Raw genomic sequence first — 11,844 nt, 5'->3', positions numbered from 1 at the left:
ATGGATTCGACCGATGTCGTTGCTTCGCTGAAGCGTTGGACCCAGATCGCATCGCGCGGCAAGCAGACCGCTCCAATGATCGCATCAATCGACGCAGTCGATCCTGCGACGGTCAAAATCACGCTCAACGCACCCTACGCTCCGCTCGTGTCACTGCTGGCATTCAACAATGCTGCAGCGATCATCCTCCCAAGCGAGAAACAGCAAAATCCGATGACCGAAGCAATCGGGACCGGACCCTATATCCTGAAGGAGCGAAAGGCCGACCAATATATCCAGCTGACACGCTTCGACGGCTACAAATCCCCCGACGGTGACGAAAACGGATATGGCGGCGCGCGGCACCAGTATCTTGACGAAATCCGCTTCGTGCCCGTGCCGGATGCAAATACACGTGTTGAAGGAGCACTCTCCGGCCAATTCGACTATGTCGACAGCCTGCCCGTTGAGGCTTATGACCGGTTGAAGGGCCAGAAGGCGACCGAAGCCGTACTCCTGAAACCATTCGGCTGGCCGGTATTCGTCATGAATACGAGCCAGGGTATCACCAAGAACCAGGACTTGCGCCTGGCCATTCGCGATGCGCTCAGCGAAGAAGACATGTTGGCGGCAGCCTTTGGCAGCACAGATTTCTATTCGCTCAATCCGTCCATGTACCCTGACGGTTACAGCTGGAAAACAGACGCTGGCACCGAAGGCGCGTACAACGTCGCCGATCCTGAAAAGGCCGCGGAGGAGTTGAAGAAAGCCGGTTACAATGGCGAACCCCTGCGTATTTTGACCAGCCGCCAATACGAGTTCCACTACAAGATGGCGCAAGTAGCGGCTGAGTATCTGAAAGCTGCGGGCTTTACCGTCGACATGCAGGTCGTTGACTGGGCAACGCTGACGCAGCGCCGCGCCGATCCGAAGCTTTGGGACATCTATATCAGCCACAGCCCGTTCCTGCCGGAACCCGCCCTGATCGGAGCCATGTCGACCAGCGCTCCGGGCAATTGGGATACGCCTGCCCGCAAAGTAGCGGTCGATGCGTTCAATTCGGAGGTCGATCCACAGAAGCGCGTCGCCCTTTGGGCCGAAGTGCAGAAGGTGATCTATGCCGAGGTCCCGATTATCAAGATCGGTGATTTCAATGCGCTCTCGGCCAAGTCGCCAAAGCTGGAGGGGTTCACACCGGCACCGTGGCCTTATTTCTGGAACGTGTCGCTCAAGCAGTAATGCAATAATAGCTGGCGCTGGACGGAAATCGTCCGTCCGCGCAGATTCCTGACTTAAATTTCCTGCAAACAGGATCGATCCGCAACAATGCTCCGCTACATATTTCAACGCTTTGTCGGCATGATCATTGTGATGTTCCTGGTGGTGACAATTGTCTTCATCATCGTTCGTGTCACGCCAGGCGATCCCGCCGCCGTCATGCTTGGTCCGGAAGCGACGGCCGCGGACATCGCCGCTCTGCGCCAGCAGCTTGGGCTCGATCAATCCGTCCTACTGCAATATGTATATTTCATAGGTAACCTGTTAAGGGGCGATCTAGGTCAGTCGATCTTCCTCAATCAGCCGGTGCTGCAGGCACTCGCCCAGCGTGCTGAGCCGACATTCTTTCTTACGATCTTTTCGCTGCTGATTGCCAGTGTCATTGCCATTCCGATTGGTGTCTACGCGGCCTATCGGCGCGGATCACTTTTCGATCAGGCCGCGACCGCGCTGGCGATGCTGGCCGCGAGCATCCCAAGCTTCTGGCTCGGCCTGATCCTCATGCAGATCTTTGCCGTGCGCTTCGGTCTCTTCCCGGTATCCGGTTATGGTGGCCCTGGCACATCATTAACTGAACGGCTCGGCTATCTCGTGCTCCCGGCCTTCGCGCTTGGCATCGTCTCCTCCGCACTCATAATGCGCTTTACCCGTGCGTCCATGCTCGATGTGCTTGGTGATGATTATATCCGCACCGCCCGCGCCAAAGGTGTCAATGAGCGAAGTGTTGTCTTAATGCATGCCTTCAAGAATGCCTTGATCCCGATCCTCACCGTGATTGGCCTGACCGCAGCCGTGCTGATTTCGGGTGCCGTCGTAACGGAAACCGTCTTCGGTCTGCCCGGCGTCGGCAGTCTGGTCGTGTCCGCCGTGCTCCGCCGCGATTATCCAGTCATCCAGGGCGCGCTACTGATCATCGCAGCGCTCTATGTTTTTATCAATTTCGCCATCGACATGCTCTACCTCTTCATTGACCCAAGGGTGCGCTACTGATGACTGAAATCATAACCACCGCCCCATTAAGCGAACGCTCCAAGTTTTTCCGTGTTCTGATCCGCAGAAAGACCGTACTGTTCGGGCTTGTTGTCCTCGCGATCTTCGTGACACTTGCGGTGTTTGCGCCGCTGATCACACCCTACGCGCCAAATAAGCTGTCCATCGTCAACAGGCTCAAGCCGCCGGACATGAAATGGTTCTTCGGTACGGATGAGTTCGGCCGTGATGTGTTCTCGCGCACGATCTTCTCCGCGCGGCTATCGTTGATGGTGGGCTTTGCCGTCGTGGCGCTGGCATCGCTGATCGGGGTCACTCTTGGTATGCTCGCTGGCTTTTTCCAGAAGCTCGACGCACCGATTACCCGGCTAATCGATGCAATGATGTCCTTTCCGGACATCCTGCTCGCGATTGCTCTAGTCGCGGCCCTCGGACCTTCGCTAACAACCGTCATTGTCGCGCTCAGCATCGTCTACGCGCCGCGGCTTGCCCGTATTGTTCGCGCTTCGACGCTTGTTATCCGTGAATTGCCCTATGTGGAGGCGGCGACATCACTCGGCATTTCGACGAGGCACATCATGACGCGGCATATCCTGCGCAATCTGCTCTCGCCCATTCTCGTCCAAGGTACGTTCCTTTTTGCCAATGCCATGCTGGCAGAAGCCGGCCTGTCTTTCCTCGGTCTCGGCGTCAGTCCGGAAGTACCAACTTGGGGCACGATGATCGCTTCTGGCCGGCAATATATCGGCAAGGCTGACTGGATGACCCTATTCCCCGGCATTGCCATCGTGCTTGCCGTCCTCTCCCTGCAGATGGTCGGCGATGGTTTCCGCGACCTTCTCGACCCCCGCCTCAGAAAGGATCTCTGATTATGTCCGCCTCTTCCGCAACCGCCGACTCTTTTTCAATGGAAGGTCGTTTGTTGCTGACCAACGTCAAACCGATTGCCTTTGGACCAAACACACCATTCTCGAACATCGACATCCTGATCGACGCGGATGGTAAGATCGCTGAATTTGGCCCGTCCCTGAATATTCAGTCCGACATTCGCCGTGTCGATGCTAAGGGCGCGTGGATTTCGCCGGGTTGGGTCGATCTGCATACGCATATCTGGCACGGAGGCACCGATATTTCTGTTCGCCCGCAGCTTTGCGGCGTCGAGCGCGGCGTGACGACCATCGTCGATGCGGGTTCGGCCGGTGAAGCCAATTTCCATGGTTTCCGCGAATATATCATTGATCCGGCGCGTGAACGTATCAAGGCCTTCTTGAATCTGGGCTCGATCGGCTTGGTCGCCTGCAACCGCGTCAGCGAACTCAGCGATATTCGCTCGATCGATATCGATCGCACGGTCGCTTGCGTCAACGAAAACCGAGATCACATTGTTGGCCTAAAGGTACGTGCCAGCCACGTCATTACTGGGTCATGGGGCGTAACACCGGTCAAAGTAGGCAAGAAACTCGCCAAAATTCTCAAAATCCCGATGATGGTCCATGTGGGCGAGCCGCCTGCACTCTACGACGAAGTGCTGGAGATTCTGGGACCAGGTGACATCATCACTCATTGCTTCAACGGCAAAGTCGGCAGCAGCATCATGGAAGATGACGACTTGTTCGAACTGGCTGCACGCTGCGCAGGTGAGGGGATTCGCCTCGACATCGGTCACGGCGGCGCCTCGTTCTCGTTCCGCGTGGCCGAAGTCGCAATCCAACGCGGTCTGTTACCCTTCTCGATCTCAACCGACATTCACCTGCGCAGCCTAAACTTCGCTGTTTGGGACCTTGGCACGACCATGTCGAAACTTTTGAGCGTCGGCATGCCATTCGACAAGGTAGTGGAAGCGGTGACGATCTCGCCAGCATCCGCGATCAACCTGCCAACAGAAAATCTGCTGTCAGTAGGCACCCGTGCGGACTTTACCATTTTCGAACTGCCCGATTCTGATCTCACGGTGATCGACTCGATGGGTTACGAAGCGCGGCTGGACAAGTTGTTCGAACCACGTTGGGCCGTGCTTGGCAGCGAGCCAATAACCGCGAGCCGTTATCAACCGGTTAAGCCTGAAACATCCGGCGCCATCGCGCCTTATTCATACCGCTAAGGAACAAGTCTTGAGCCACATATCAAGCCCGGCAATCGACGCTGACATTTCGCCCTATGACCGCCTGAAGGCACTGGGCGTCACTCTGCCGCCCGCTCCAAGCCCGATTGCCAACTTCGTTACCCATATTCAGGAAGGCAATATGCTCTACCTGTCGGGACAGGGACCGCGTGAGGATGACGGGTTCATGCACACAGGAAAAGTCGGCGGCAATGTGACCGTCGAAGAGGCTTACAAGCATGCGCGTCTTACCGGCATCAACCTGCTTGCCGTCATGCAATCCGCATTGGGCGATCTTCGTCGGGTAAAGCGTGTGGTGAAGCTGCTCGGCATGGTCAATGCATTGCCTGATTTCGCCGATCACCCGTCTGTCATCAACGGTTGTTCCGATCTTTTGATAGACGTATTCGGAGAAGCCGGCAATCACGCACGTTCAGCGGTCGGTTTCGGCTCGCTTCCGGGCAATATCACCGTGGAGATCGAGGCGATTATCGCCTTGAAAGACTAGGGGCTTACGAATGACCGCGCCAGCCCATCACCGTTTCGATCCGCTCCGCCGATGCCTTGACCTCGGCCGTGTAGCGTTCGGGATTATCGGTAATCTTCTGCTCCGGAAGAACGATGGAAATGGTCGCGATGCATGCACCCTTGTCGTCGCAGATCGGCGAGGCAACACAGGCGACGGCATAGTCGGATTCGCCCGCCTGGATGGAAATGCGCGCCTGCAAGGCTTGCCTTGCCGACTCCGACAAAACGGCCGGGTCAATGACCGCGCGGCCCGTCGGCGAGGATTTGGCGCAATGTTCGAAAAGATCGAGCCGCTCCTTTTCGGGCAAATGGCCAACAAGGAGGCGGCCGGATGCCGTCCAGTTGAGTGGCACGCGGGTGCCGACGCGGGACGTCACCTGGAAATGCCCCGGGCCATCAGCCATAGCCAGCACCATCATGTGGTCGCCGTCGCGGCCGCAAACCTGCACCGTCTCGCCCGAAACGCGGCTGAGATTGTGCATCTCGTGGTTGGCGACGTTGAGAAAATCCAGGGAACGCGCATAGGCGAGACCATAATGGTAAAGCCGCGCGCCCAACCAGACCGAACTGTCGCTGTTGCGCGAAAGCATGTTCTTTTCGACCAGATCATCGATGATAACGTAGACCGTAGACAACGGTGCTCCAATTGCCTTGGCGATGGCATAGACGCCGGCTGGGCTGCCGGTATCATAAAGATAGTCGAGGACCTGAAGAGCGCGGTCAATTCCGCTGACGCGCGAACGCCGGGTAACCTTTTCGGATTTCTCAAAGCCTCCGGTGGCTTCCATGTCTGATGTCTTTGCGTCCAATTTCAGGCTCCTGACAGGATCGATTGAGTTTCCCGACTCTTATTACATTATAACGGCATATATGCCAAGCAAACGGAATATGTTGCCGACGGCAGCAATTCATTGGAGAATAGCATGACCGACTCTCATACGCTGCCCGATATCCGCCAATCTCTCGGCCTCAGGCCCGTCATCAATGTGTCGGGCACGATGACATCGCTTGGCGCTTCGATTGTCGTGCCGGAAGCTGTCGCCGCTATGACTGCCATACTCCCGCAATTCGTGGAAATCAACGATTTGCACAAGCTGGCGAGCCCGGCGATCGCGCGCCTAACGGGCGGGGAGGCGGGTTTTGTCACGGCATCGTGCTCTGCGGGGATTACGCTTGCCGTGGCTGCAACCATGACTGGAAATGACCTTGCTGCGATCGAGCGGCTGCCGGACACGACAGGCTTGAAGGACGAAGTGATCATCCAGACAGGCCACGTCGTGAGCTACGGTGCGCCGGTTGATCAAGGCATACGGCTCGCGGGCGCTAAGGCGGTGCTGATTGGCCAAGCCACTTCTTGCTATCCTTACCACCTTGACGGCGCCATCAACGAGCGTACGGCAGCCGCTGTCTTCGTCGTGTCGCATCATACGGTTCAATACGGCCTCATTGCATTGAAGAACTTTGCCGAAATTTGCCATGCGCGCGGCATCCCAGTCATTGTCGATGCAGCCTCCGAATATGATCTCAAGATCTTCCTCGAGCAGGGTGCAGACATCGCCCTTTATTCGGCACACAAGTTTCTTGGCGGTCCAACAGGCGGCATCGTTGCCGGACGCAAGGAGCTGGTGCGCGATGCTTTCCTGCAGAATATGGGCATCGGCCGCGGTATGAAGCTTGGCAAGGAGAGCATCCTTGGGACGATCGCCGCGCTTGAAGCTTGGGAAAAGCGCGACCACGCCGGCATTCGCGAGAAGGAAACCGAGTACCTCAACCTGTGGAAGCAGACACTGACCGGAAAGCCGGGCGTCACTGCCGAGATCGAGCCTGATCCGACCCACAATCCGCTTGACCGGCTGCGAGTCAGCGTCGATCCGCAGGAAGCGCATATCACCGCGTGGGATCTCGCCGATGCGCTTGCCCGTGGCGAGCGTCCTGTGATCGTCCGAGACCACGAAGCCGAGCATGGTTTCTTTTATATGGATCCATGCAACCTGCATCCGGGTGAGGAAAAGGCCGTGGCGAACCGTCTTGAGGAGGAACTCAACAGGGCGAGGGCATCAAACGAGATCATCGCAACACCCTTCGAAGCGCGCTATGCGCGCCGCATCGCCGGCCTTATGCGCTGGCCTGATTGATCGGAACGTTGAAAGGATAGCCTATGGAAAAGCCCAACGCCCCGGTTCTCTCGGTTTCGAATCTGACTACGTCTTTTCTGGCAGACGGTCAGTGGCGACCCGTCGTGCGCAACGTCTCATTCGACGTTGCGCCTGGCGAAACGGTGGCCATCGTTGGCGAATCCGGATCAGGCAAGAGTGTCACGTCGCTCTCGATCATGCGGCTCCTGCAAAAGGACAAGAGCCGCATCGAAGGCAGGATATTGCTGGGAGGCAAGGATATCCTCGCACTTCCAGAAAACCAGATGCGTGCCGTTCGAGGCAATGATGTGGCCATGATTTTCCAGGAACCAATGACGAGCCTCAACCCGCTGTTCACGATCGGCCAGCAGATCAGCGAGGCGCTACTCTGTCACCACAACATCTCAAAGGCAAACGCGAAGTCGGAAACCATTCGGCTTTTGGAGAAAGTCCGTATTCCGGCCGCCAGATCGCGATTTGATGAATACCCGCATCGTTTCTCGGGTGGCATGCGTCAGCGCGTTATGATCGCCATGGCCCTTGCCAGCAAACCGAAACTGCTGATTGCCGATGAGCCGACCACAGCGCTGGATGTCACCATCCAGGGCCAGATCCTCGATCTCATCAAACTGTTACAGGACGAGGAGGGCACTTCCGTACTCTTCATCACCCACGACATGGGCGTTGTCGCGGAAATCGCCGACCGCACAGTTGTCATGTACAATGGCGAAGCGGTCGAGACCGGCGCGACCAATGATATTTTCACGCGGCCGCGACACCCCTACACGCGCTCGCTGCTATCGGCCGTACCTGTTCTGGGATCGATGAAGGGCCGCGAGCGACCCTTGCGTTTCCCTGTTGTCGACCGCGCAACAGGTACCTCCGATACACCCGTCGAAGCAACCGATACAGTCCAGACCGAAGCCCAGCCACTCCTTGAAGTGCGCAATCTCACCACACGTTTCAATATCCATTCCGGCATGTTCGGACAGCTTGAAGGCCGCGTGCATGCAGTCGAGAATCTGTCTTTCACGTTAAAGCCCGGCGAAACCCTGTCGCTGGTTGGCGAATCTGGCTGTGGCAAGTCGACGACAGGGCGCTCGATAATGCGCCTTGTCCAGGCGCAAGGCGGCCAGGTCCTGCTCGACGGCCAGGACGTTCTGACCATGGATCAGAAGCAGCTGCGCGACATGCGCCGAAACATGCAGATGATCTTCCAGGATCCGTTCGCAAGCCTCAACCCGCGCATGACTGCCGGTGCCGCGATTGCCGAGCCGTATCTCGAGCACAAGCTTGGAACGCGATCGCAGGCGCGCATGCGGGTAGCGGATCTGCTGGAGCGGGTTGGCCTGAAGGCTGACATGGCAGGGCGCTACCCGCATGAATTCTCCGGTGGCCAGCGTCAACGCGTCTGCATTGCTCGTGCACTGGCACTCGATCCCAAGATTATCGTCGCGGACGAATCGGTTTCAGCACTGGATGTGTCGATCAAGGCTCAGGTCATTAATTTGCTACTCGATCTGCAGGCGAGCCTCAATCTCGCCTATCTATTTATTTCGCATGATATCGCGGTCGTCGAACGGGTCAGCCATCGTATCGCCGTCATGTATCTCGGTGAGATCGTCGAAATCGGACCCCGCGCCGCAATCTTCGAAAACCCACAACATCCCTATACAAAGAAGCTGATTTCCGCAGTGCCCGTTCCCGATCCAGCCCGGCGCGGCTTCAAACGGCCGGTTTCCAACGACGAGATCAAAAGCCCCGTGCGAGCACCGGATTTTGTTGTTCCGGTACGTCAATATGCAGAGATCTCGGCAGGGCATCTGGTGCAGATGCAGTAAATTATAGAGGCAATCGCGGCCGAAAAGGTCGCGTGGCCGATGCAGCATGCCGAAAATTCCTCTATCATTCACCTTGGCGCCGTGGCATTCCTGCGCCACCGGTAACACGATAGAGCGGCATCATGACCAAGCACTTCATCGACCATCTTTCACGCGAACTGGCAGGGCTGAAGGAGACCGGACTTTACAAGTCCGAACGCGTCATTACCTCCAAGCAGGCCGGTCAGATCGAGATTTCGACGGGCGCCAAGGTTCTGAATTTCTGCGCCAACAATTATCTCGGTCTTGCCAACAACGAAGAGTTGGCTGCGGCCGGCAAGGCAGCACTTGACCGCTACGGGTACGGCATGGCCTCAGTACGCTTCATTTGCGGCACCCAGGAAGAGCACAAACAGCTTGAAGCGCGCATTTCCAGTTTCCTCGGCCTTGAAGATACGATCCTTTATTCCAGCTGTTTCGACGCCAATGGCGGCCTGTTCGAAACGCTCCTTGGTGACGAAGATGCGATCATCTCGGATGCGCTTAATCATGCCTCGATCATAGATGGTGTGCGACTGTCCAAGGCCAAGCGCTTCCGCTATGCCAACAACGATATGGCAGCACTTGAGGAAGAGCTGAAAAAGGCCGAAGGCAGCCGTTTCAAGATGATCGCCACCGACGGCGTCTTCTCCATGGATGGCATCATCGCTAACCTTCAGGGTGTTTGCGACCTGGCTGAGAAATATAATGCGTTGGTCATGGTGGACGACAGCCACGCAGTCGGCTTCGTCGGCAAAAACGGGCGCGGCTCTGCGGAACATTGCCGCGTCGAAGGCCGTGTTGATATCATCACCGGTACGCTCGGCAAGGCACTCGGCGGTGCATCGGGTGGCTATACGTCGGGCAAAAGCGAAGTGATCGACTGGCTGCGCCAGCGCTCGCGCCCCTATCTCTTCTCCAACACGCTGGCACCGGTTATCGCAGCCGCATCTTTGAAGGTCTTCGACCTCATCGACGAAGGCGCTGACCTGCGCGCACGACTTGGTGCGAATGCCGCACATTTCCGCCGTGACATGACAAAGCTTGGTTTCACCCTGGCCGGTGGCGACCACCCGATTATTCCGGTGATGCTCGGCGAAGCGACACTGGCACAGGAAATGGCATCGCGCATGCTGGAAAAGGGCGTTTATGTCATCGGCTTCGCATTCCCGGTCGTGCCCAAGGGCCAGGCTCGCATCCGCACGCAAATGTCGGCGGCTCATACCACCGAAGATGTCGCTCGCGCGATCGATGTTTTCGCCGAAGTAGGGCGGGATCTTGGCATCATCAAATAGGATAAAACCATGTCGAACATGATGAAGGCACTGGTCAAGGCCAAGGCGGAACCTGGCATCTGGATGGAAAGGGTACCCGTTCCCGAACCGGGTCCGAACGACGTGCTGATCCGCGTCAAGAAATCCGCCATCTGTGGAACGGACGTCCACATCTACAATTGGGACAAATGGGCCCAGGCGACGATCCCGGTGCCGATGGTCGTCGGTCATGAATTCAGCGGTGAGATCGCTGAGATCGGTTCGGCCGTGACCAAATACAAGGTTGGGCAGCGGGTCTCCGGTGAGGGCCATATCGTCTGCGGCGTCTGCCGCAATTGCCGTGCGGGAAGGGGACACCTTTGCCGCAATACCCTCGGCGTCGGCGTGCACCGTCCGGGCTCATTCGGTGAATATGTCTGCATTCCCGAAGCCAATGTCGTACCTATCCCCGACGATGTTTCAGATGAGGTTGCCGCGATATTCGATCCGTTCGGCAACGCCGTCCACACGGCATTGAGCTTCGATCTCGTCGGCGAAGATGTGCTGGTCACCGGCGCCGGTCCGATCGGCATCATGGGTGCGCTGGTCGCCAAGCGTTCCGGCGCCCGCAAGGTGGTCATCACCGATATCAATCCAGCGCGTCTCGCGCTCGCCCGCAAACTCGGCATCGACTATGTCGTCGACGCATCATCGCAAAACCTTACCGACGTCATGCGCGAAATCGGCATGACCGAAGGTTTCGATGTGGGGCTGGAAATGTCAGGCGCCGCTCCGGCTTTTCGCGACATGATCGACAAGATGAACAATGGCGGCAAGATCGCTATTCTCGGCATCGCGCCGACAGGCTTCGAGATCGACTGGAACAAGGTCATCTTCAAAATGCTCAATCTGAAGGGCATCTACGGACGCGAGATGTTTGAGACCTGGTACAAGATGATCGCCTTCGTTCAAGGCGGGCTTGATCTGTCGCCCATCATCACCCACCGTTTGCCGATCGATGATTTTCAGGCAGGCTTCGATGCGATGCGATCCGGCAGTTCCGGCAAGGTTGTGCTGAGCTGGAATTGACCGGGCAAATCGCACAAATTCCATAAAGAGGGGGTTACGCGACCAAGTCCCTCGGGACCGTCTTTCTATATTTGTGCTTCGTCATTCGCATTAACGTGTAATGGGGAAGTGCGCGGAATAGGCTGTACGTTTTGACCGCTTACTCGGGCGTTGTGTAACTCCTCAAGTTCCTTTATTTTCAGTTATTGCAGTTAAAGTTGCCCGAGTTCTCGGAATAGGGTTTTGGGTTTATCCAACCTCACAACGGCGGCGCTGACGTATTCGTACACATTTCAGCCGTCGAGCGCGCTGGATTGCGCGGACGGACTGAAGATCAGCTATGAACTGGTTCAGGATAAAAGATCAGGCAAGATGTCAGCTGATCAACTGAGCGCCGGCTAACATTCACCTTGATAACGGCTGGCGAAGAGGGCCGATCGAGGATAGGTCTGGCCTCTTGAATTGTAGTTCACAGGCGTCAGCGGCGCTACGACCTGGTTCCATAATACCTATTATGCCACACACCTGTGTAGCAGCAATTTAGTAATGAGACATATGGGCAAATTAGAGGTGCGACAGCGCCTCTGCCCTCCGATCCACCTGTACTGAGGAAAGGAAGGTTTGGCGTTTTCATCCATCCGATTTTGGAGCTG

At 56.8% G+C, this 11,844-nt stretch carries 10 protein-coding genes and 1 pseudogene; 10 read left to right on the top strand and 1 reads right to left on the bottom strand.

Annotated elements, in window-relative coordinates; all coding sequences use genetic code 11:
- The 5 genes from AAAC48_RS02660 to AAAC48_RS02640 form a co-directional block, all read left to right on the top strand.
- A partial coding sequence (locus AAAC48_RS02660) for an ABC transporter substrate-binding protein (protein ID WP_340652683.1) occupies positions 1–1,218 on the top strand: 1,218 nt, incomplete at its 5' end.
- 87 nt (positions 1,219–1,305) lie between these two features.
- Positions 1,306–2,247, top strand: coding sequence for an ABC transporter permease (locus tag AAAC48_RS02655; protein WP_340652682.1), 942 nt, complete (start codon positions 1,306–1,308; stop codon positions 2,245–2,247).
- Positions 2,247–3,116: an ABC transporter permease gene (locus tag AAAC48_RS02650; RefSeq protein WP_340652681.1), complete on the top strand. Its 870-nt coding sequence runs from the start codon at positions 2,247–2,249 to the stop codon at positions 3,114–3,116. The genes AAAC48_RS02655 and AAAC48_RS02650 overlap by 1 nt, the downstream gene beginning before the upstream one ends.
- 2 nt (positions 3,117–3,118) lie before the next feature.
- Positions 3,119–4,348 (top strand): amidohydrolase/deacetylase family metallohydrolase, encoded by a 1,230-nt coding sequence (locus AAAC48_RS02645; RefSeq protein WP_340652680.1) that lies wholly within the window; start codon positions 3,119–3,121, stop codon positions 4,346–4,348.
- Positions 4,349–4,367: 19 nt separating this feature from the next.
- Positions 4,368–4,856, top strand: coding sequence for a RidA family protein (locus AAAC48_RS02640; RefSeq protein WP_340652685.1), 489 nt, complete (start codon positions 4,368–4,370; stop codon positions 4,854–4,856).
- Positions 4,857–4,860: 4 nt separating this feature from the next.
- Here the strand turns inward: AAAC48_RS02640 and AAAC48_RS02635 are convergent, their stop codons facing one another.
- A complete protein-coding gene (locus AAAC48_RS02635; RefSeq protein ID WP_340652684.1) occupies positions 4,861–5,664 on the bottom strand; it encodes an IclR family transcriptional regulator in 804 nt (267 codons plus the stop codon).
- Between the two features lie 135 nt (positions 5,665–5,799).
- Between AAAC48_RS02635 and AAAC48_RS02630 the strand changes: the two genes are divergently transcribed.
- The 5 genes and pseudogenes from AAAC48_RS02630 (at position 5,800) to AAAC48_RS02610 (ending at position 11,593) form a co-directional block, all read left to right on the top strand.
- The gene (locus tag AAAC48_RS02630) at positions 5,800–7,011 is read left to right on the top strand and encodes an aminotransferase class V-fold PLP-dependent enzyme (protein WP_340652679.1); all 1,212 of its coding nucleotides are present in this window, start codon (positions 5,800–5,802) and stop codon (positions 7,009–7,011) included.
- Between the two features lie 23 nt (positions 7,012–7,034).
- Positions 7,035–8,852, top strand: coding sequence for an ABC transporter ATP-binding protein (locus AAAC48_RS02625; protein ID WP_340652678.1), 1,818 nt, complete (start codon positions 7,035–7,037; stop codon positions 8,850–8,852).
- 122 nt (positions 8,853–8,974) lie between these two features.
- Entirely contained in the window at positions 8,975–10,165 is a 1,191-nt protein-coding gene (locus AAAC48_RS02620; protein ID WP_340652677.1) for a glycine C-acetyltransferase, read from the top strand.
- Between the two features lie 9 nt (positions 10,166–10,174).
- Entirely contained in the window at positions 10,175–11,212 is a 1,038-nt protein-coding gene (gene tdh, locus AAAC48_RS02615; RefSeq protein ID WP_340652676.1) for an L-threonine 3-dehydrogenase, read from the top strand.
- Positions 11,213–11,442: 230 nt separating this feature from the next.
- A pseudogene (locus AAAC48_RS02610) lies at positions 11,443–11,593 on the top strand (cold-shock protein).
- Positions 11,594–11,844: the final 251 nt, after the last annotated feature.

It is taken from the genome of Phyllobacterium sp., assembly GCF_037994405.1.
Taxonomy (GTDB): Bacteria; Pseudomonadota; Alphaproteobacteria; order Rhizobiales; family Rhizobiaceae; genus Phyllobacterium.
This window is presented reverse-complemented; position numbering and strand designations above follow the sequence as displayed.

Bases quoted from the DNA above. Each gene is read 5' to 3' on its own strand.
- AAAC48_RS02655 (WP_340652682.1), top strand. From the start codon at position 1,306: ATGCTCCGCTACATATTTCAACGCTTTGTCGGCATGATCATTGTGATG.
- AAAC48_RS02650 (WP_340652681.1), top strand. From the start codon at position 2,247: ATGACTGAAATCATAACCACCGCCCCATTAAGCGAACGCTCCAAGTTT.
- AAAC48_RS02645 (WP_340652680.1), top strand. From the start codon at position 3,119: ATGTCCGCCTCTTCCGCAACCGCCGACTCTTTTTCAATGGAAGGTCGT.
- AAAC48_RS02635 (WP_340652684.1), bottom strand. From the start codon at position 5,664: ATGGAAGCCACCGGAGGCTTTGAGAAATCCGAAAAGGTTACCCGGCGT.
- AAAC48_RS02630 (WP_340652679.1), top strand. From the start codon at position 5,800: ATGACCGACTCTCATACGCTGCCCGATATCCGCCAATCTCTCGGCCTC.
- AAAC48_RS02625 (WP_340652678.1), top strand. From the start codon at position 7,035: ATGGAAAAGCCCAACGCCCCGGTTCTCTCGGTTTCGAATCTGACTACG.
- AAAC48_RS02620 (WP_340652677.1), top strand. From the start codon at position 8,975: ATGACCAAGCACTTCATCGACCATCTTTCACGCGAACTGGCAGGGCTG.
- tdh (WP_340652676.1), top strand. From the start codon at position 10,175: ATGTCGAACATGATGAAGGCACTGGTCAAGGCCAAGGCGGAACCTGGC.